Consider the following 20,922-nt stretch of genomic DNA (forward strand, 5'->3'; position numbering starts at 1 on the left):
ATGCTGGAGCAAAATGTTCGCCGGCAGCTCATCGACATCGTCGGCGAAGCCTATTTTAAAGACGATAATGAGGCGTTGGTCACTCATTCCTATGATGCAACCCCGATGGTCCAGGCCATGCCCGACGCCGTCATTTATCCGGAAAATAAGGAGCAGATCGCGCTAATTTTGAAGCTTGCCAACGAGCATCGCATTCCGATCGTAGGCCGGGGGGCCGGCACCAATCTCTGCGGAGGGACGGTTCCCGTCGAGGGCGGGATTGTACTCGTTATGAACCGGATGAATCGGCTCATCGAGATCGATCAAGACAACTTGACCGCCACCTTCCAGCCAGGATTGAATACGAAGCAGTTTCATATGGCTCTCGAAGAGCTTGGCCTGTTCTATCCGCCCGATCCGAGCAGCATGGTTATCTCCACGCTCGGCGGCAACATTATGGAATGTGCCGGAGGGCTGCGAGGGCTCAAGTACGGGACGACCAAGGATTACGTTCTTGCCTTGGAGGCCGTGCTTCCATCCGGGGAAATTATCCGAACGGGCGGTAAGCTCTACAAAGACGTGGCCGGATACGATTTGACGAAGCTGTTGGTCGGCTCGGAAGGAACCTTGGCCATCATTACCGAAGCGACCGTCAAGCTGCTGCCGGCACCGAAGTACAAGCAGACGATGCTTGCTATGTATAAAGATATCCATGCCGCCGCGCGAACGGTTTCCAAAATCGTCGGTAACCGGATCATTCCCGCGACGCTGGAATTTCTGGACAACGCCACGCTGCGGGTTGTAGCTGAATTTAACAAGCTGGACCTGCCGCTTGATATGGAAGCTATTCTGCTTATTGAGCAGGATGGGGACGACGAGGCTTCCATTCGCCGGGACATTGAACAAATCGTCGATATTTGCCGCCAGGAGGGGGCAGCGCAGGTACAGATGGCCCGTGATGCAGAGGAAGCTGATAAGCTAATGACCGCTAGGCGCAGCGCCTTATCGACATTGGCGCGCATTAGGCCGACTACCATTCTGGAGGACGCTACCGTCCCCCGCTCCAAAATTGCCGAAATGGTTCTGGCGATTAACGAAATCGCTCGGAAGTATAACGTTCATATCTGTACGTTCGGACATGCCGGAGACGGCAACCTTCATCCAACCTGTACAACCGATGCGCGAAATCATGAGGAAATTGAACGGGTGGAGCAGGCGTTCGCGGAAATTTTCGAGGCAGCGATCGAGCTGGGAGGCACGATTACCGGAGAGCATGGAGTTGGAATGGTCAAGGCCCCCTACTTGGAATGGAAGGTCGGGCCCGTTGGAATCGAAATTATGAAAGGGATCAAGCAGGTATTCGATCCCAACAACATTATGAATCCCGGTAAAATCTTTGCCAGGGAAACACGCAAAAGAGTGGTGGTGCAAAAATGAAACCGACAGCAGAAACCCGGCATACGTCAGCTTCCACACCTTCAGCCCCAATCCGTCCTGAGCATTCCGGGCCACCTCAGAAGCCAGTGAAAACGGTTAATCCGTTAGCGGAGGCGCTGCAATTGAAGCTCGACTATGAGGAGCTGACGAATTGCATGCGATGCGGCTTCTGCCAGCCGGCCTGCCCCACCTTTAACGAAACCGGTCTGGAGGCCGCCTCCCCGCGGGGCAGAATCGCCTTGATGAAGGCGGTGGCGGACGGCTTGATGGAGCCGGATCAAGCCTTCAAGGACCAGATGAATTTATGCCTGGGCTGCAGAGCTTGCGAGCCGGTGTGCCCGTCCGACGTCAAGTACGGGCATCTGCTCGAACAAGCCAGAGAGGCCATCGAGCAGCATACCCATCATCCGCCCCATATCCGATTTGTGCGAAGCGTCATGTTCAAGCATATGTTCCCTAAGCAAAGCCGGATGAAATTGCTCGGCAAGGGACTCAGGTTGTATCAGAAATCCGGCCTGCAGTGGCTGGCGCGGAAATCGGGAGTCATGAAGCTGTTCCCGGAATCCATGAGCCAGATGGAAAAAATACTGCCGGAAGCGAGCGCCAAGGGAGTTATTGAAACATTGGGCACCGTCTTCCCGGCAGAAGGCGAGAAAATAGCGCGAGTCGGCATGTTCCGCGGGTGCATTATGGATGTGCTGTTTACGGAAACCAACATTAATAGCGTCAAGCTGCTGGCGAAGGCCGGGTTTGAAGTAATTCTTCCCGAAGCGCAAAATTGCTGCGGGGCGCTTCATGCCCATAGCGGCGAGATGGAAGCGGCTAAGGAGCTGGCGAGGCGAAATATAGCGGCCTTCCGGGATGCCGGAGTCGATTATATCGTATCCAATGCTGGAGGCTGCGGGGCCCTGTTGATGGAGTATAATCATTTACTTCATGACGATCCGGAATGGGCCGAAGCGGCTCATTGGTTCGCGGAAAGAGTTGTCGATATCAGCGACCTTCTGTTCCGCCGGGGCCGGCTGCCCCGCTTCCACGGCGGTCATGCGGACGACGGGCCGGTTACCGTCACCTACCAGGACTCCTGCCACCTTCGGAACGTCATGAAGGGTGGCATCGCCCCCCGGCAGTTGATTAAACGCGCAGGGAACGTGAATTTCGTGGAATTGAAAAATGCCGACAAATGCTGCGGCTCCGCCGGGATTTATAATTTGGTCCAGCCGGACATGGCCAATGATATTCTCGAGCATAAGATGGAGCACGTGAAAAAAACCGAAGCCCGCTACCTTCTTACCAGCAATCCCGGCTGTCTGCTGCAGATGAAGCTCGGCATTGAGAAGGAGAAGCTAGGCTCCTCCATGAAAGCCGTTCATATCGTTGATTTCCTGTATGAGCGTATGAATGAGGATACAACCGACAGCGGATCCTAACCGCAAACCGGATGCCGGTCCAATGAGAAAACAGAATAAACCGGTCCAATCATAAAGGAAGAAGCCTTCGGAATCACTGTATAAGTGGAATGAAGGCTTCTTTTATACATCTTGCCGTTGGAAAACGAATTAGGTCGCTAGACTTTTCACAATGAGCACGGAAAAGGAACGCCCATTGACCTTCGAAAGGCCCCGCTTGGAGCCTTATCTTATCATTAGGAAAGCATGTTTTGACCTGCAGTTTGCTTTTGGCCTTGCGTTGTGCTCGTTGTTGTAGTGGAATTCGGAGAAATAGCGGTGTTTGCAGCGTTTGCCTTCATCATGCTTTGAATTTTCTCTACAACCTGCGGCGCGGAGTCGATCAGGCGCTCGAACAAGTGGGTTTGGTTATCCAACGGAACAATCCGCACCCCTTGCTGTCCGACAACGAGAAAAGCGATTGGCGTTATCGAAATTCCGCCCCCGCTTCCCCCTCCGAACGGAAGAGAAACCTGTGCATGGTTAGCCTCATGAGGAGTCCCCGGCGTTCCGGCTCCCTGATCGGTAACAAATTCACTGCCACCCGCCGCAAATCCAAAGCCCACCTTGGAAATCGGCAAGATCACGCTGCCATCCGGAGTTTCCACCGGATCGCCTACGATCGTATTGACATCCACCATGTCGCGGATATTTTCCATGGCCGTCTTCATTAGGCCTTGGATAGGATGTTCTGCCATGTTTTGAATCCTCCCTTCACTTTCATCGTGCGAACCAGCAGCATTAGTCCTGCAACCATAGCATAACCCAGGCGAATTTTCGCTATGCACGTAACTTCCGTGGTAAATAGTGTCCGGTTATATTGTGGCTGAACCTGAATTTCGGGCTCCGTTTGGAGTCGGACATGTCTTAACAGATAACCGAGTAGAGTCGATTTCACGCTCCAGAGAACTCCCGTCAACAGGGCGGTTTCCGGGGCATCTCCTGCTCCGATTCGCGTTATCCAGACCATCTGGCTTATTTTGAAGCGGGATAGAGTCGATTTCATCCAGGCCGCATAATTATCCACTTGGCTGAGGAATATTTTAAATTTGCGGTAAGCTTCCTGAATCTTCTCCCAATTGATTATTTCCTTGGTTTCGTTAAGGTGTTCGCTGCTTTTCTCATCCAGCCCCTTGGTCTGAACCTTCAGTCCTTTGTCCAAACCTTTAAACTTGATAACCGGCACTTCGTATCTTAACCGGATTATTCCGTATAGGGCATGAAGTTGAATATAGAGTCTATCGTTTTCCTTGACCCGGGAGGCGAATATTTTCACGGTCAAATGACTGAAGGAGACAATAACGGCGATGATGATCAGAGCAGCCGCTAATAGAATCCAAAAAACAAGCATGGGCAAGCCTCCTCAAATATAATCCCCCACAAAGTGACGTATGCCTTCGAAGCGTATTGCAAATAATTTGCGGGGAGCCCCGGAAAATTTCAATAATACCTAAAAAAACCCCGATGCGAAGAAGAATTCATCCCGAATCCATCACATGGAGTTTAGTATGTGCCTACAATATGAAAACATTCGTTTTACTCTTTATATTCTGACTTGATATCATCGAAGGTGAGCTGCTCAACCTCCAGCTTCTCGAACAGCAGTCTCGTTTCTTCTTCCAGATCGCCGCTCTGCCCGAAATGATCCATCTCCGGCAACTGTTCAATGCTCTTCAAGCCGAAATAATCCAGAAATTGCTTGGTCGTGCCATACAAAATGGGTCTGCCTATCGCCTCGGCCCGCCCCACCTCTTCAATCAGCTCTTTGGCCACCAAAGTATTCAGAGCGCGGTCGGATTTGACTCCCCGGATCTCCTCGATTTCCACCCGGGTGATCGGCTGTTTATAGGCAACGATCGCCAACGTTTCCAGTGCGGCCTGGGATAGGGAAGTTCGGGACGGCGAATAAGCTAGCCGTTCGAAAAAAGGAGCATGCTCGGGCAAGGTCGTCAATTGGTACGAACCCGCCATCTCCACGACTTGGATCCCTCTCTGCCCGGATTTGAATTCTTCCTTCATCTGCTCCAGGACTGCCGTCACCTGCCTGACATCCTGCTCAAGCACCTCAGCCAGTTGCTTTGCATCCAGACCCTCGTCCCCTGCCACAAAAAGCAAACCTTCAATAGCTGATTTCATCTGTTGTGTATTCATCGATTCCCTCACTCTCATCCTCTTTCGCCTGGATGACAATATCCTCAAACAGTTTGTGCTGATAGCACTGTATTTTTTTCATCTTCATCAGCTCAAGCAAGGCGAGGAAAGTAACGACGATATCCTCCCGGCTGTACCCCGTTTCCAACAATTTGGAAAATAACACTTTACCCCCGCGATTGCCCAGTATGGATACAATTTCAGTAATCCGGTCTTTGACGGATATTTCATCCCTGCGGATCTTGGCGACCCGGTTCCGTTCGGCCATCTTACGGAGCGCTTTCTGAAAGGCCCAGACCAAATCGGCGACGTGAAGCCCTTCCACCGGATTAACCTCCACCTTCGGAATGAAGGCCGTCAGGTCCTCCGGCTCCCTGGTATAGATCAGGCTGCGTTCCAATTCCCTGTCTTTCAAGTGCTCGGCGATTTCCTTATATTTGCGATATTCAATCAGCTTCCGGACCAACTCCGCCCGCGGATCTTCCCCTTCTTCCTCCTCCATTCCGTCCCAATCGAGCTCGATCACGGGAGGCTTGGGGAGCAGCATCTTGCTCTTAATGGACAGCAGTGTGGCGGCCATGACGAGAAATTCGCTGGTCACCTCCAGCTCAAGCTCCTGCATGGTGGATAGATAGTCCAGATATTGATCCGTTATTTCCTTAATCGGAATGTCGTAAATGTCTACCTCGGCCTGATCGATCAAATGCAGCAGCAAATCGAGGGGGCCTTCGAACGTTTCCAATTTGAAAGTGATCTTCATTCCTAGTCCCCCTCATCATACCGAATAACCTTTCATCAGCCATTGATTGACCAGTTGAAACAGCATTTCAAGCAACCGCTGCCCTGCCGGAAGCGCAAGAAGCGCAATGAGTACGAGCAGGCCCCATTTCTCATACTTGTCCAGATAGGCCGCCGCCCGCTCACCGGCCAGATGTCGCAGCAGCTTCCAGCCGTTCAACGGATAAATAGGCAGCAGATTAAGCAGAAATAGCATAACATTGACGATATAACAGTAGTGCAGAATTCCCTTAAACAAAGCCCCTGCCCATGAGCCCCCACCTGCCGCTACCGGAAGCTCCAGAAACAGCCAGCCGAACAGAAGCGCCAGCACCAGATGCAGCAGCGGCCCGGACAATGCCCACAGCGCCAGCTTCCCTTTGGCGGATTTCCCGAAGTGATCCGGATGGACCGGCACCGGCCGGTTCCATCCGTAGGGGCCGAACAGCACCATGACCGTTCCCAGAGGGTCGAGATGCTTGCCCGGATTTAAGCTGAGGCGGCCTTGCTCCCCGGCGGTTCTGTCCCCGAGCCAGCGGGAGAACAGGGCCATCCAGCAGCCATGCAACGTAACGGCAAGCAGGAAAGCTACCGCCCGAAACAACAGCGTATCCAGATCAATGTAAGGCCCGAAGTCCATTAGGCCTGCAGCTGCTTGACAAGATTGACCATTTCAATAGCGGTCGTTGCGGCTTCCCAGCCCTTGTTGCCGGCTTTGGTGCCCGCTCTTTCCACGGCCTGCTCTATGGAATCGGTAGTCAGTACGCCGAACACCGTCGGAATACCGGTCTTTAGGTTGATTGCGGCCACTCCCTTGGAAACCTCGCTGCATACGTAATCGAAATGAGGCGTAGACCCCCGGATCACAGCACCCAAAGTAATGACGGCATCATACTTGCCGCTTTCCGCCATCTTCTGGGCGATCAGCGGGATTTCGAAAGCGCCCGGAACCCAGGCGATCTCGATCTCCTCCTCCAGCACCCCGTGGCGCTTAAGAGCGTCCAGAGCCCCCGACAGCAATTTGTTGGTGATAAATTCGTTAAACCGGCCTACCACGATTCCGTATTTTGCTTCTTTAGAAACTAAATGTCCTTCATACCATTTTGCCATGTTTGTTCGTCTCCTCTTCTGTATCGTTTATAAAATGAAGCAAATGACCCAATTTTTCCTTCTTGGTGTGCAGATAGCGGGTATTGCTTTCGTTCTCTTCCATCTGAATCGGGACTCTTTCCACCACTTCCAGGCCGTAGCCCTCCAGACCTTTGATTTTGCGCGGGTTATTCGTTAACAGCTTCATCTTGCGCACTCCCAGGTCCTTCAGAATTTGCGCTCCGATTCCATATTCGCGCAAATCGGGGGCAAAGCCAAGCTTGAGATTGGCGTCAACCGTATCAAGTCCCTGCTCTTGAAGCTTATAGGCCTTCAATTTATTGATCAAGCCGATTCCGCGGCCCTCCTGCCTCATATAGAGCAGAACGCCGGAGCCTGCCTCGTCGATTTGCTTCAATGCAGCGGCAAGCTGCGGTCCGCAATCACAGCGTTGGGAGTGGAAGACGTCGCCGGTCAAGCATTCCGAGTGAACGCGGACAAGCGTCGGCCGGGAGCCGTCAATCTCCCCTTTGACAAGTGCGACATGCTCCTTGTTATCCACCTGATTTGTATAGGCGACCGCGGTAAACTGCCCGAAATCGGTAGGCATCTTCACCTCGACTTCGCGTTTGACCAGGTTTTCCTTCTCATTGCGGTAGCGAATCAAATCGCGGATCGTAATCAGCTTCAGGTCATGCTCTTTCGCAATCCGGGCCAAGTCCGGCACCCTGGCCATCGATCCGTCTTCCTTGATGACTTCGCAAATGACCGCTGCCGGGGACGAGCCGCACATCACCGCCAAATCGACGGCCGCCTCGGTATGGCCCGCTCTGCGCAGCACCCCGCCCTTCTTGGCGATCAGCGGGAAAATATGCCCGGGCCTGCGGAAATCCTCCGGCTTCGCCCGCGGGTCTATCAAGGCTTGAACCGTCAGAGAGCGCTCATGCGCGGAAATGCCCGTAGTCGTCTCTATATGGTCTATCGAAACGGTAAAAGCCGTACCGTGATAATCCGTATTATGATTGACCATCGGCGGCAAATTCAGCTCGCTCGCGCGCTCCTCCGTAATGGGCGCGCAGACAAGCCCTCTTCCTTCCTTGATCATGAAATTGATGACCTCGGGAGTTGCCCGTTCCGCCAACGCGATAAAATCGCCCTCGTTCTCCCGGTCCTCATCGTCTACCACGATTATTACCTTGCCTATGCTTAAATCATAAATCGCTTCTTCAATTTTATCAAATTGTACCGGATCCGCCATAGCGTATCCCCCCTTTTCCATTAATAAAATCCGTGATCGGCCAAAAAGCTTTCCGTCAATACCGGTTTCCTACCGGCGCGGCCCGCTGGCTGCTCCCGGAAGGATAACAGTCTCTCCACATATTTGCCCAGGATATCGCATTCGATATTGACCGCTTCTCCCGGCTCCTTGTGCTGCAGAACCGTTTGCGCAAGCGTATGAGGAATTATCGAAACGGTAAAATAGTCGCTCTCCGCCTCGACGACGGTCAGGCTGATCCCGTCTATTGTTATCGAGCCTTTGGGAACGATGTATTTCATAATGGCCGGCTCCTCCGGCTCCAACCGGAAGACGACGGCGTTATCTTCCCTGCGTCTTGACGAGATAACCGCCGTCGAATCCACATGCCCTTGTACGATATGTCCGCCGAAACGGCTCTGCGCGGACATGGCCCGTTCCAGATTGACCCGTTTCCCGGGTGCGAGCTGATGAAGAGTCGATCTGCGGAACGTCTCGGGCATGACATCTGCGGTAAAAGATGCGTCGTCAAAGGCAATGACCGTCAAACAAACCCCATTGACCGCAATGCTGTCTCCAACCTGAATATCTTCCAGCACGCGTTTGCTTTCAATCGTTAAAATCATGGCCTCTCCCTGCCTGGAAATGCGGCGCAGGGTTCCGATTTCTTCCACAAGTCCGGTAAACAATTAACTTCCTCCTTTCCGATCTCTGCTGCATCTATTTATTTCTTCACCGGATATCCAACGATACAAATATCCTCATCAAATCTCTCCACCTTAAGCCTATCTATCGTGACGGCCTCGCTCATACGGTCAAAGCCGGGAAAGCTGAAATTGCCGGGCGCTTCGGGGCCTCCTATGATTTTCGGGGCATAGAACAGATAGCATTTATCAATGAGGCCCTGTTCAAGCATAGCCCCGTTCAACCTGCCGCCCCCTTCCAGCAGAATCGAACCGATTTCCCTCTCTCCCAGCATCCGCATCGCCAGCTCCAGATCGACCCTCGGACCGGGGCCTGCTTCCAGCAATACAATTCCGCGCCCCCGAAGCTCCTTGCGCTTCTCTTCGGGAGCGGCAGAAGTCGTAACGATAATCGTTTCCGCTTCTCCGTCAAGCACTCTCGCATTCGCAGGAACCCGCAAACGGGAATCGATAACGATGCGGACCGGATTTAGAGCGGGTACAGACAATCTCGTGGTTAACTGCGAATCATCGGCAATTACCGTCTCCACCCCTACCATAATTGCCTGATGGCGGTGCCGCAAAGTATGGACAAATTCGCGCGAACGCGCATTCGTTATCCATTTGCTGTCACCCGTTCGGCTGGCGATTTTACCGTCCAGGGTACTGGCGGTCTTCAGCGTGACAAAAGGCCGCCCGGTCACAATAAATTTATTGAAGGCTTCGTTCAATTCCCTCGCCTCGACCTCCAGAACCCCGACCTCGACTTCGATTCCGTGGCTTCGGAGCCGTTCCAGCCCCAATCCGGCCACCTTGGGATTCGGATCGGTGCATGCAACGACAACACGCGCCACTTTGGACTCGATGAGCCGTTCGGTGCAGGGAGGCGTCCGGCCATAATGATTGCACGGCTCCAGGGTCACATAGGCGACGCCGCCTTCGGCCTGCTCGCCCGCCATAGTCAATGCATGAACTTCCGCATGGGCCGTCCCCATCCGAAGATGCGCCCCGATCCCGACGATCCGCCCCTCTTTAACCACCACGCAGCCCACAACCGGATTGATGGCCGTCTGTCCTTGAGTTCCGCGTGCCAGCTCCAGCGCCAGCCTCATGTAATACTCATCATTCAGCACATTCATATCCTTCCTTCTCTCCTCTAAATCCCGAATACGGAAAAAAGCCCCTTGAAAACCGGGAGCCGGCCGCTAGGTCGACAAGCCTCGTTCTTCAGGGGGCGGATTAAGGTACAAGGAAACAAGCAAATAAACGGATCTCACCGGCTTATTTTCACATCGTGGCGGATGCATGCGAAACAAAGCACACTGTCGCCGTAAAGATTAAAGAGGGGGCGTTGGGCGTCCTCCCATAAGAACAAAGATGCCTGATAAGTAATCAACGACCTGTCCTTATATAAGCACACCTGAAACCGCCTCTTTAACACATCGTCCAACATGTGAAAAAAAGCGCAAGGCCGAGCCGGCCACTTGCTTCTTTCTCCTTCTCCCATCCAGACTATACTGTCGGTTCCGGAATCTCACCGGATCCACCGTCTGCGCTCCGCGAAAGAGTATCATAGCAGCCGGGTCACGGACTTGCCCGCAGCCGCCCAATGGCCGCCCGGGATCACCGCCGGTAGGGAATTTCACCCAACCCCGAAGGAAATTGTATTCGATTATTAATTTCAGTTACTTAAGCTTCGCTTACTTTCACGCTTTCCATCTTGTCTCTTCCCTGGAAAGCATCCACATGCTCCATTCCTTTAACCACTTTGCCGAAGACGGTATGCACCCCGTCAAGGTGAGGCTGCGGAGCATAGCAGATATAGAATTGGCTGCCGCCCGTATTCGGACCTGCGTGAGCCATAGCAAGAGTCCCGCGTTCATGCTTGTTGGGATTAATTTCACAATTAATCGTATAGCCCGGACCGCCGGTACCCGTACCGTGGGGACATCCTCCTTGAGCAACGAAGCCGGGGATGACTCGATGGAAAACCAGACCGTTATAGAAACCGGAGTTAGCGAGCTTCTCGAAGTTCGCTACCGTGTTAGGAGCGTCCTTGTCAAACAGATCGATGACGACTTCTCCGCCGTTCTCCAATGTAATGGTCGCTTGCTTAGCCATAAGGTCACTCCTCTCTCACATAGTAGACTACTCTTACATTGTAAACGACTTGGTCCAAAAACGCCAGCATCGGGTTCCGATGCGAAGCCGGCATATTCAGAACCGGGCTATTTTCACGCAAGACGGACGGGATACCAAGCCTGCAATAAAAGGGGAGCATGGACTGCAAACGTCCATGCTCCCCTTTATTGATTTAGACCGTTCCTGCCGCCTTCTTCTGAAGCCGCTCCGGAATAACATCCAAATCCGTCAGATCGTCCAACGATTCCCGTTTGACAACCAGATCGGCCTGTCCGTCTTTGACGAAGACAACCGCAGGCCGGCGAATCCGGTTATAATTGCTTGCCATGGCATAATTGTACGCCCCCGTACATGATACCGCCAGAATATCCCCGTTCTGTACCTTGGGCAGCTCTAAATCCCAGATGAGCATATCTCCGCTTTCGCAGCATTTGCCGGCAATCGATACGGTCTCCGCGTTCGCATCCTTCCCCCGGTTGGCAAGCATGGCCTCGTATTTCGAATCATACAAGGCCGGACGCGGATTATCCGTCATTCCGCCATCTACGGCCACATATTTGCGCACTCCCGGAATTTCTTTGACCGTGCCGACGGTGTATAGAGTCGTTCCCGCATCTCCGACGATACTGCGTCCCGGCTCGATCCAGATTTCCGGAAGCGGATAGTTGTGGCTGCTAAAATAGGTTACAATTCCGTCTGTAATAGCTTTGACATAATCCCGCAACGGCAGCGGCGTATCCTCCTCCGTATATCGGATGCCGAAGCCTCCTCCCAGGTTAACTACGCGGAAGGTGACGTTCAGCCCGGAGCGAACCTCCGTTGCGAAGCCGATCATCTTCTCGACAGCCAGCTTGAAGCCGTCTACTTCGAAGATTTGGGAGCCGATATGGGAATGAATTCCGAGCAGCTCCAGATTAGGCTGTGCCACAGCCTCTTCAACTGCGCGATAAGCCGAACCGTTTCCTAAATCGAAGCCGAATTTGGAATCCGTCTGGCCTGTCGATATATATTCATGGGTGTGAGCCTCCACACCCGGGGTAATCCTTAACAGAATATTGACCTTCCGCTTCTTCTCGGCCGCGATCGCATTCAGCATATGCAGCTCGATGAAGTTATCCACCACGAAGCAGCCGATGTTCGCGTCTATCGCCATCTCAATTTCCGCGGGCGTCTTGTTGTTGCCGTGGAAATGAATGCGCTCCGCCGGAAAACCGGCTTGCAGAGCGGTATACAGCTCTCCTTCGGAAACTACGTCAAGAGACATGCCTTCCTCTTCCGCAATACGGCACATGGCCATAACGCAAAAAGCTTTGCTGGCATAAGCAACCTGAAATTTCAAACCGGACTCGCGAAAAGCATTAATATATTCCCGGCATCTTTGGCGAATCAACGCCTCATCCATAACATACAGCGGCGTTCCGAAGCGGGCCGCCAGGTCTACCGTATTGCAGCCACCTATTTCCAACTGCCCTTTATCATTAATTTGACTGGTACCATGTAGAAACATAATCGATACTTCCTCTCCCAATAGAATATCTTTGCACTGATGCAGAGAACCAGACTATAGATAAAGCAATAAAGTTGACTCTACGGAAGCAGGAATACAAAACCAAACCCCTAAGACACTCCATTGTCCCTTGCTTCCTAGGACACTTTACTGCAGATAATATATAACCTTTGATTATTGGCCGCAGCATCTCGTACCGGGACAACAAAAGTAAATAAATGGAAACTAAATGATGTATATTTCCCTATACTATAAGCCATTGGACCTGATTGCTGCGATTATTATTCTTATAAAATTTATCATACTCCCTCTTAGAACACAATCCAAAAGAGGCTTATTGGGGACCTTAGCCTGATCTATATCTTTTTTCAGCGGGATAAAAAAAGCTTCTAACGAAGCCTTTTCGAGGATGAATAACCCGGTATTAAAGGTAGCTTTTTATGCCAATGAGAATCTTACTTACACCCATCTTAACTTTGTAAAAGCTTAAAGCTTCTCATGTGGTAAAAAAAGCTTCTAACGATGCCTTTTCGAATCCCTAAAACAGAAACCATTCCAGCAAGGAGCCAATGACCTTCCCGAAAATCATCGCCATCAAAAACAGGATGACATATTGTCCTAATCCGAGCCGTTTGGCCAGAATCGGCAGAACATTGATAATCTCGGTCAAGGCCGCCGCCAGCATGCCGACGAAGCCCCCAGCGAAAAAACCGAGAAACACAGCAGAAAAAGGAGTCATGGCCGCCTGCCAATCGAAAAAATCGGCAAACGTCCAGTATAAAGCCCCGCTAATGACGGCCCCTTCATACCAGTGAATGTACCGGTAGGATTTAGTCACCTGCGCGAGCCTCGGAATGATATCCAGCACGACCAGAAAAGCAACCATACCGCTGCCGACGGCCAGTCCTCCCGCCAGACCGATCAGGATCTGCAGGAGACTAACGAATACCGTCATCATAAGGCGCCGCTTCCTTGCCGCCCATTTTGGCATATTCTTCGGTAATAATATACTGGTTCATGCTTTCCTGGTACAGAAACATCTCCACCTCAAGCGGACTGGGCTCTTCGTTAAACTTCTTCTTGAACAAATGGTTGAAAAACAAAACCATTCCCACCCCGATCCCAAAAGAGTACGGAATCTGCAGCAGGTACGGTTTTTCAGTGGTGTTCCCGGTTAACAATTCGTAAATTCTCCGATGGACTGCAGGCATACTGACATCGACATGAAAGTTCATAATCGCCAACCCGGAGCCGATAAACAGCAGCACCCACACAAAAGCGATCACGAGCGGATGGGCTCGTCGCTCATCCTTAGAAATTTCGACCAGAACATGGGGTTCGCCATAGAGTTCGATTTGCGCCTCCGGAAGCAGCTGTTTTACTTTCCGGACTACGTGAATCATATCGATAAGCAGCATATTTCCGTCTTTAGGCTCCGGGAAACGGATCGGCAGGTCCTTTAGCCTCCCTTCCCATTCCGGTTCCGCAACGATTTGTGCAATCTGGCCGAGCACGATCGATTGTCCGGGCCTGCAGCGGATTCTTTTTCTAAAACGGATATAGATGACAGAATGATTGCGGCGTTCCATCTCGTCTCCCTCCCTTACGAATTTCCGTTCCCTGGCTTGCTTTATTATGTGAAGAACGGCGGCTCGCTAATCATTCCCAGGAAAAGCTAAGCCCCGGCCCTGGTCCTTTACACTTCACGAAACGGCAAAAAAGCCTTCGGGCCTATTCCATAGGCAATAGAGAACAAAAAAATGCGGCGAATCACGGAACTTTTACGCCACAGCCTTCGGCTCGTTCCTCTTCGCCACATTTTTATTTATCCCTCCGTACAATTTGGAGGTTTTTATCTTTAATTCATTTTAATTCCATCCGACGACAGATTAAAATATGTTTTGCTGCCGGGCAAAACAATTACTGCGCAATCTGATTTTTAATCGATTGCAGTATTTTTTTCTCCAGCCGGGATACCTGCACTTGCGAAATCCCCAGCCTTTCGGCCACTTCCGATTGTGTTTGGTCGCGGAAATACCGCAGATAAACGATCAACCGCTCCCGTTCGTTGAGCATTCCGATCGCCTCATTCAAGGCGAGCTTCTCGAACCATTTATCCTGGGATTCATCCGAAATTTGATCCATTAGAGTAATGGGATCGCCGTCATTCTCAAACACGGTTTCGTGAATGGAGGATGGCGGTTTGTTGGCTTCCTGGGCCATGACGACATCTTCCGGATCGATTTCGAGCGCGTCCGCCACCTCTTTGATCGTTGGCAGCCGCCCCATCGTCTTGGATAGCTCATCCTTCATCTTGCGTACTTTATTAGCCAATTCCTTGAGCGAGCGGCTGACCTTCACTGTCCCGTCATCACGCAGAAATCTTTGAATTTCACCTATTATCATCGGAACCGCATAGGTAGAAAATTTAACGTCATAGGATAAATCGAATTTATCCACCGACTTCAGCAAGCCGATGCAGCCGATTTGGAATAAATCCTCCGCCTCATATCCCCGGTTAAGAAACCGTTGAACGACCGACCAGACGAGCCTGATATTACAGTTCACCAGCGTATCCCTGGCAATCGGGTCGCCGGATTGGCTGAGGGCGATGAGCCGCTTTACTTCCGCATCGTCAAGATAGCTATGAGAGGCGTTCTTTAAATCGACATTCATATCCATTACCCCTAATCAAACGGCGCATTTTTTTGATTCTATCCGCTTTGTCATTGTAACCGTCGTTCCGCTGTCGACTTGCGTGGCAATTTCGATATTATCCATGAAATTTTCCATAATGGTAAAGCCCATCCCCGATCTTTCCAGCTCCGGCTTTGATGTATACAGCGGCTGTCTCGCCTGCTCCAAGTCGGTTATTCCACGGCCGTTGTCCTCTACAGAAATTCGCACGGTATCTTCCTCGATGGAACAGGTGATGGTGACTATCCCTTCAGGCCGTCCGTCATACCCATGGATGATCGCGTTCGTAACCGCCTCGGATACCACCGTCTTAATATCCGTCAATTCGTTCAGTGTAGGATCCAGCTGCGAGACGAACGCTGCAACCGCTACTCTGGCAAACGATTCATTCTCCGACCGGCTGGCAAATTGGAGTTTCATGTAATTGCTGCTCATGATACAACCTCCAAACTAGAGATCGCCTGTCTCTCGTTTTCTTCGATGGCCAATATTTTAAACAAGCCCGACATTTCGAAAAGACGATAGACGGATGGGTTAACCCCGCAGACGATCATTTTACCGCCCTTACCGGTAATCTGCTTGTAGCGCCCGAGAATAACGCCCAGCCCCGAGCTGTCCATAAAATTCAATTGCTCCAAACTGAGAATGATGTGATTGACGTCTTCATTGGCGATGGCTTCTTCCATGCGTGTCTTGACAATATCCGCCGTATGATGGTCGAGCTCCCCCGCCAGTCGGACAATGAGAGCTCTTCGCCCATGTTCCATTTCGATTTGTAGACTCATCTGTTCATTCCTCCTCCATCTTGCCCATTCAATTCTACGGGCTGCCGGGAAAATCCTGCCTCCCCGACAAAACTAGAAGAAAAGCGATAGAAGTAGAAGGAATGCGATAGAATCCGACAAAGCTTGGCATTTTGGATATCAATCGAGGAAGAATAACCCTCCCATGGTTCGCTTAAGCATATCCCACCAGTTGGCTTTGCCGATATCCATCGGAGAATAAAGCGGGAACTCTTTAATCTGCTGGTCTGCCTTGTACACAACAATCTTTCCGATTTCCTGTCCGGATTTGATCGGAGCCTTCAGCTCAGTATTTAACCGCACCTCATGCCGGATGCCTTCGCTTACTTCGCCCTTCTTAAGCAGCACGCCATACTGATGCTTGGCGGTCAGAGGGATTAGCTTGTGCTTGCCTTTATTGACTTTCAGCTCGCCCAGGCTGTCTCCGGCTTTGATGATAGGATAATTCGTATACTGTGAGAAGGCGTAATCGAACAGCTTGGTCACTTCCGCATTGCGGGTTTTCGTATTTGGTTCTCCGAGAACGACGGCAATGACCCGGAAGTTGTCTTTCTTCGCAGTGGCCGACAAGCAGAATTTGGCTTCGCTTGTATAGCCCGTCTTAAGACCATCCACTCCTTCGTAGAAGCGGACCAGCTTGTTCGTATTGACCAGCCAGAAAGGCTTGGCCGTATCTTTGCGCAGGTAATCCTGATACATTCCGGTAAATTTCGTTATTTCCTCATGCTTCATCAATTCTCTGGACATGATGGCAATATCATGAGCAGTCGTATAATGCTCGGCCGCAGGCAGTCCGTTCGGATTGACGAAATGCGTGTTTTTCATCCCTAATTGCTTGGCTCTTTCATTCATTTTTTGCACGAAGGCTTCTTCGGAGCCGGAAATTTTCTCGGCAATGGCTACGGAAGCGTCATTCGCCGAGGCCATCGCGATTCCCTTAAGCATATCTTCCACAGTCATTTCTTCGCCGGCCTCCAGAAAAATCTGGGAGCCTCCCATGGAAGCCGCATATTCGCTGGTCCGCACCTTGTCGGTCATCTGCAGGCTGCCTTCGTCCAAAGCTTCCATAACCAGAAGCATGGTCATGATTTTAGTAATGCTTGCCGGGGGCAGCTTCTCATCTTTATTCTTTTCAAAGATGATCGTACCGGTATCGACATCCATTAATATAGCGGATCGGGCGCCGGGGGTTAAATCGATGGCCCCGCTCTGTTTCTCTTCGGCATTGGCGACAGGCATTAAGGCCGTAAATAACAAAGCCGCTCCCAGCGCACTAGAAATCCATTTTTTCAACATGAACATTCCCCTTCCTGGTTCTGCATGGCTCGAAGAAATCATTGTTTCTCCCATTGTTGACCAAAAAGACGCAAATTATTCCAGAGAAAGACCGAATTCAGTCACAGAGCGTTCATTTCTGAAGTGATCTGGATCACACGCGGGTAAACTATGAAACGTTATACTGAAATCAGTTCAATCCCTTGAAAGGAGAAGATACATTATGCTTAGTCAACAGACCATAGAGACGATTAAAGCCACCGTGCCTGTCCTGCAGGAACACGGAGAGGAAATCACCGGGCGTTTTTATAAACTGATGTTTGCCAATCATCCGGAATTGTTAAACATCTTCAACCACGCCAATCAGCATAAAGGAAGACAGCAAGCGGCTCTCGCACAGGCCGTGCTGGCCGCCGCGCAAAATATCGATAAATTGGAGGCCATTCTTCCCGCCGTTATCCAGATCGCTCATAAGCACCGGAGTCTGGGCGTGCTTCCGGAGCATTATCCGATAGTCGGCAAGCATCTGCTGCTCGCCATTCAAGATGTTCTCGGGGAGCTGGCTAGCAAGGAAATAATTCAGGCGTGGACCGAGGCCTATGAAACGATTGCTCAGGCGTTCATTCAGGTGGAGAAAGGAATGTATGAGGAAAGCTCCCGGCAGCCGGGAGGCTGGGAGGGCTTCCGGGAGTTCAAAGTCATCCGGAAGATAAAGGAGAGCGAAGTGATTACCTCCTTCTATCTGCAGCCTGCCGACAATGGGGAACTGGCTTCCTTTGAACCGGGGCAATACGTCAGCGTGAAGCTGGAGATTCCGGGGCAGCAATATACCCATATCCGCCAGTACAGCCTGTCGGATAAGCCGGGAACCGGTTATTATCGGATCAGTGTCAAGAGAGAGGATGGGATTGACGGAAAACCTGACGGAGTGGTCTCCCATTACCTTCATCATTCTGTTCAAGAAGGAGACATATTGGCGCTTAGCGCTCCGGCCGGCCACTTTACAATGGATCGCCAATCGGAACGGCCGATCGTGCTGATCAGCGGAGGAGTCGGTCTGACCCCGATGATCTCCATGCTGAATTCGTTGGCCGCTTCACCTAATAACCGTCCGACGACGTTCTTCATCCATGCCGCCCGAAATTCGTCCACTCATGCCATGAAGGAGCATGTTGCCCGTCTGACCGCCGAGAACGACTGGCTTCGTTCCTATGTTTGCTATTCTCGGCCGACTGCGGAAGACCGGAGTAACGGGTTGTATGACAAGGATGGAAACATCGATCTTCCTTGGCTGCAAAGCATAGTTCCGGGAACGGACTGTGACTTTTATCTTTGCGGACCGGTGCCCATGCTTCGTACGGTTTACCGTGCGCTGGCAGAATGGGGAGTAGCCGCCGATAGAATCCACTATGAATGCTTCGGGCCGGATATTGCTTTGGCCAGCGAGGTTCGGACGGAAAGCGTCCGCTGATGAATCACCTATATTACCAATAAAAAGCCGTCTTAAGACTCCTGCTGTTCATTAGCTGGTTTCTTAAGACGGCTTATTTACAAGCTTTCCGTTTCGCAATAAAACGTTCTCTATCTTGGCAATAGGAACAGCTTGAAGGTTAATACTTTTTCCGCTTATATAATACCGACAAAACAGGTATCTGGCTACCATCAGAGGGAATGCTTCTTAAGTAATCTATTAACGGTTTCCCTACGGATACCGATCCATTGCCCGATTTCCTCTTGGGTCAGAACGTCACTGACCGGAACCTCTTGAATATACTCGGCGAACCAGTTCTGGAACATGCTCAGCCGATCCGAGGGAGAAATGGTGGTCAAATGATCCATTCGCTGCTGCATCATTCTTAGCTTTTGCTGCAGTAAAAGAGCGACCTCCCGGTACTTCTCCGGATTGCGCTCCAGCTTGCCATACCATTCCTCCGCCGGAATCGGCTCCACCTCGCTGGTTACGATCGCCACAGCCGTTCCGTGATACGGATTTTGGGAGATTAAAGAATGATGGGGTATCGTTTCCCCTGGAACAATGATATTCATCAACAATTCCGATCCATTCTGATGGACCCGGACGATCTTCAGCATCCCGCTCTTGAGATGATACAAGGACCCTGTCTCCCCTTGACGAAACAGCACCTCTCCTTTATGCAGCAGCAATGAAATCCCTCCCAATCTTTCGGCCAAGTCGTATCTGAATTAAGATCAACATGGAAAGACCAACCTTGCGGTTGGTCTGTAGGAATCCATGTTGTTGTCGTGCGTTATATTTTAATATGAATCGGGTGTCCGAGAGCGACCTCCGAAGCTTCCATCACAATTTCGCCTAATGTAGGATGGGCATGAATCGTCAGGGCGATGTCCTCGAGAGTTGCCCCCATTTCGATAGCCAGTCCCAGTTCTGCGATAATGTTGGATGCCTCCGCACCAACGACTTGTGCGCCAAGCACAAGACCATTTTCCTTGTTCGCAATCACTTTAACATATCCTTCCGTAGCGTTCAAGGACAATGCCCGTCCGTTAGCGGCAAACGGGAATTTGCCCACGGATACGTTGATTCCCTTTTCCTTGGCTTCGGATTCGCTCATGCCGACGCTGGCAATCTCGGGATCGGAGAATACGACCAGCGGAATCGCACGGTAATCTACAACGCTTGGCAAGCCGGCAATGGATTCTGCCGCCACTTTGCCCTCATACGAAGCTTTATGGGCAAGCGCCGGACCGGCAACGATGTCGCCAATAGCATAAATATGCGGAATGCTGGTTCTGCCTTGCTCGTCAACTTCGATCATGCCGCGATCCGTCATCTTGATTCCGATCAGATCCAGACCAAGCTCGCCATCGGTGTTCGGACGGCGGCCTACTGTCACCAGTACGTATTCGGCAGTAACCTGCTTTTCTTCTCCATTAACCGTAAATGTAACGGTAGCGTCCTTATCCGTTTGTTCGCAGCCTTGGGCCAGAGCGTTGGTATGAATATCGACGCCGGATTTCTTCAACTTGCGGGACACCAGCTGTGTCAAATCCTTCTCAAAACCTGGGAGAATCGTGTCCGAACCTTCCAGCACAGTTACCTTGGTACCGAACTTGGCGAACGTTTGGCCTAACTCGATTCCGATGTAGCCTCCTCCGATAACGACCAGGCTCTTCGGAATTTCACCGAGCTCCAGAGCTTCGGTAGAGGACAGGATACGCCCCCCGTACGGGAATGTCTTCAGCTCGATCGGACGAGAGCCCGTCGCAATGATGCAATGCTTGAAACGGTAACGGGGAGACTCGCTTTCGTTAAACAAGCGTGCTTCGTTCTCGTTGATGAACATAACTTCGCCGTTAAAGGTCTGAACCTTGTTCCCTTTAAGCAGGGAAGTGACTCCACCGGTCAGCTTGTTAACGACCGAGGACTTCCATTGCTGAACTTTCGCGAAATCAACCTTGATTCCTTCCGCCGAAATTCCGATATCGCCATTCTGCATCGTTTCATATTGATGGGCTGCAGAAATAAGCGCTTTGGATGGAATACATCCGCGGTTCAGACAAACGCCTCCGAAGTCAGACTTATCGGCGATCATCACGCTTTTACCTAACTGGGCAGCGCGGATGGCGGCTACATAACCGCCAGGCCCCGCACCAATAACTAGAACATCAATATCGATAGACGCATCTCCGACTACCATAG

General features: G+C 51.3%; 22 protein-coding genes and 1 riboswitch. Of the genes, 3 read left to right on the plus strand and 19 right to left on the minus strand.

Annotated elements, in window-relative coordinates; translation table 11 throughout:
- On the plus strand, positions 1-1,416 hold the full coding sequence (locus tag ACTHRH_RS04515) for an FAD-binding oxidoreductase (protein WP_144933358.1): 1,416 nt from the start codon (positions 1-3) through the stop codon (positions 1,414-1,416).
- On the plus strand, positions 1,413-2,846 hold the full coding sequence (locus ACTHRH_RS04520) for a (Fe-S)-binding protein (protein WP_144933359.1): 1,434 nt from the start codon (positions 1,413-1,415) through the stop codon (positions 2,844-2,846). The genes ACTHRH_RS04515 and ACTHRH_RS04520 overlap by 4 nt, the downstream gene beginning before the upstream one ends.
- A 215-nt stretch (positions 2,847-3,061) precedes the next feature.
- Here the strand turns inward: ACTHRH_RS04520 and ytfJ are convergent, their stop codons facing one another.
- The 17 genes from ytfJ to ACTHRH_RS04605 all read right to left on the minus strand — a co-directional run bounded on the left by ytfJ (position 3,062) and on the right by ACTHRH_RS04605 (position 17,264).
- Positions 3,062-3,562, minus strand: a complete 501-nt coding sequence (gene ytfJ / locus ACTHRH_RS04525; RefSeq protein WP_440414289.1) for a GerW family sporulation protein — start codon at positions 3,560-3,562, stop codon at positions 3,062-3,064.
- A complete protein-coding gene (locus ACTHRH_RS04530) occupies positions 3,535-4,215 on the minus strand; it encodes a DUF2953 domain-containing protein (RefSeq protein WP_379285543.1) in 681 nt (226 codons plus the stop codon). Before ACTHRH_RS04530 ends, ytfJ begins: the two co-directional genes overlap by 28 nt.
- 185 nt (positions 4,216-4,400) lie before the next feature.
- Positions 4,401-5,015, minus strand: a complete 615-nt coding sequence (scpB, locus tag ACTHRH_RS04535; protein ID WP_144933362.1) for an SMC-Scp complex subunit ScpB — start codon at positions 5,013-5,015, stop codon at positions 4,401-4,403.
- Positions 4,984-5,775 (minus strand): segregation and condensation protein A, encoded by a 792-nt coding sequence (locus ACTHRH_RS04540; RefSeq protein WP_144933363.1) that lies wholly within the window; start codon positions 5,773-5,775, stop codon positions 4,984-4,986. The genes scpB and ACTHRH_RS04540 overlap by 32 nt, the downstream gene beginning before the upstream one ends.
- Before the next feature lie 15 nt (positions 5,776-5,790).
- Entirely contained in the window at positions 5,791-6,432 is a 642-nt protein-coding gene (locus ACTHRH_RS04545) for a site-2 protease family protein (protein WP_379285538.1), read from the minus strand.
- Complete coding sequence (gene ribH / locus ACTHRH_RS04550; protein ID WP_144933365.1) at positions 6,432-6,902, minus strand: 6,7-dimethyl-8-ribityllumazine synthase; 471 nt, start codon at positions 6,900-6,902, stop codon at positions 6,432-6,434. Before ribH ends, ACTHRH_RS04545 begins: the two co-directional genes overlap by 1 nt.
- Entirely contained in the window at positions 6,886-8,139 is a 1,254-nt protein-coding gene (locus tag ACTHRH_RS04555; protein ID WP_144933366.1) for a bifunctional 3,4-dihydroxy-2-butanone-4-phosphate synthase/GTP cyclohydrolase II, read from the minus strand. Before ACTHRH_RS04555 ends, ribH begins: the two co-directional genes overlap by 17 nt.
- A gap of 20 nt (positions 8,140-8,159) precedes the next feature.
- On the minus strand, positions 8,160-8,825 hold the full coding sequence (gene ribE / locus ACTHRH_RS04560) for a riboflavin synthase (protein ID WP_379285535.1): 666 nt from the start codon (positions 8,823-8,825) through the stop codon (positions 8,160-8,162).
- Between the two features lie 35 nt (positions 8,826-8,860).
- The gene (ribD, locus tag ACTHRH_RS04565) at positions 8,861-9,958 is read right to left on the minus strand and encodes a bifunctional diaminohydroxyphosphoribosylaminopyrimidine deaminase/5-amino-6-(5-phosphoribosylamino)uracil reductase RibD (RefSeq protein ID WP_379285533.1); all 1,098 of its coding nucleotides are present in this window, start codon (positions 9,956-9,958) and stop codon (positions 8,861-8,863) included.
- A gap of 352 nt (positions 9,959-10,310) precedes the next feature.
- Positions 10,311-10,483, minus strand: a riboswitch (FMN riboswitch).
- Positions 10,484-10,508: 25 nt separating this feature from the next.
- A complete protein-coding gene (locus tag ACTHRH_RS04570; RefSeq protein ID WP_379285531.1) occupies positions 10,509-10,940 on the minus strand; it encodes a peptidylprolyl isomerase in 432 nt (143 codons plus the stop codon).
- Positions 10,941-11,133: 193 nt separating this feature from the next.
- Entirely contained in the window at positions 11,134-12,468 is a 1,335-nt protein-coding gene (gene lysA / locus ACTHRH_RS04575; RefSeq protein ID WP_440414294.1) for a diaminopimelate decarboxylase, read from the minus strand.
- 538 nt (positions 12,469-13,006) lie between these two features.
- Entirely contained in the window at positions 13,007-13,426 is a 420-nt protein-coding gene (locus ACTHRH_RS04580) for a stage V sporulation protein AB (RefSeq protein WP_144933371.1), read from the minus strand.
- The gene (locus ACTHRH_RS04585) at positions 13,407-14,057 is read right to left on the minus strand and encodes a stage V sporulation protein AA (RefSeq protein ID WP_144933372.1); all 651 of its coding nucleotides are present in this window, start codon (positions 14,055-14,057) and stop codon (positions 13,407-13,409) included. The genes ACTHRH_RS04580 and ACTHRH_RS04585 overlap by 20 nt, the downstream gene beginning before the upstream one ends.
- A 331-nt stretch (positions 14,058-14,388) precedes the next feature.
- On the minus strand, positions 14,389-15,144 hold the full coding sequence (sigF, locus tag ACTHRH_RS04590; RefSeq protein ID WP_144933373.1) for an RNA polymerase sporulation sigma factor SigF: 756 nt from the start codon (positions 15,142-15,144) through the stop codon (positions 14,389-14,391).
- 15 nt (positions 15,145-15,159) lie between these two features.
- Positions 15,160-15,600 (minus strand): anti-sigma F factor, encoded by a 441-nt coding sequence (gene spoIIAB / locus ACTHRH_RS04595; RefSeq protein ID WP_144933374.1) that lies wholly within the window; start codon positions 15,598-15,600, stop codon positions 15,160-15,162.
- Complete coding sequence (spoIIAA, locus tag ACTHRH_RS04600; RefSeq protein WP_144933375.1) at positions 15,597-15,950, minus strand: anti-sigma F factor antagonist; 354 nt, start codon at positions 15,948-15,950, stop codon at positions 15,597-15,599. Before spoIIAA ends, spoIIAB begins: the two co-directional genes overlap by 4 nt.
- A gap of 138 nt (positions 15,951-16,088) precedes the next feature.
- Positions 16,089-17,264, minus strand: coding sequence for a D-alanyl-D-alanine carboxypeptidase family protein (locus ACTHRH_RS04605; protein ID WP_440414298.1), 1,176 nt, complete (start codon positions 17,262-17,264; stop codon positions 16,089-16,091).
- 163 nt (positions 17,265-17,427) lie between these two features.
- On the opposite strand from ACTHRH_RS04605, the gene hmpA reads away from it, so the two are divergent.
- The gene (hmpA, locus tag ACTHRH_RS04610) at positions 17,428-18,714 is read left to right on the plus strand and encodes an NO-inducible flavohemoprotein (RefSeq protein ID WP_379289381.1); all 1,287 of its coding nucleotides are present in this window, start codon (positions 17,428-17,430) and stop codon (positions 18,712-18,714) included.
- A gap of 191 nt (positions 18,715-18,905) precedes the next feature.
- Here the strand turns inward: hmpA and ACTHRH_RS04615 are convergent, their stop codons facing one another.
- Both ACTHRH_RS04615 and lpdA read right to left on the minus strand, forming a co-directional pair.
- Entirely contained in the window at positions 18,906-19,406 is a 501-nt protein-coding gene (locus ACTHRH_RS04615; protein WP_144933378.1) for a Crp/Fnr family transcriptional regulator, read from the minus strand.
- A gap of 104 nt (positions 19,407-19,510) precedes the next feature.
- Complete coding sequence (gene lpdA / locus ACTHRH_RS04620; RefSeq protein ID WP_144933379.1) at positions 19,511-20,920, minus strand: dihydrolipoyl dehydrogenase; 1,410 nt, start codon at positions 20,918-20,920, stop codon at positions 19,511-19,513.
- Positions 20,921-20,922: the final 2 nt, after the last annotated feature.

Origin of the sequence: Paenibacillus sp. SAFN-117, from assembly GCF_051966115.1 — a bacterium.
Classification (GTDB): Bacteria; Bacillota; Bacilli; order Paenibacillales; family NBRC-103111; genus Paenibacillus_L; species Paenibacillus_L residui.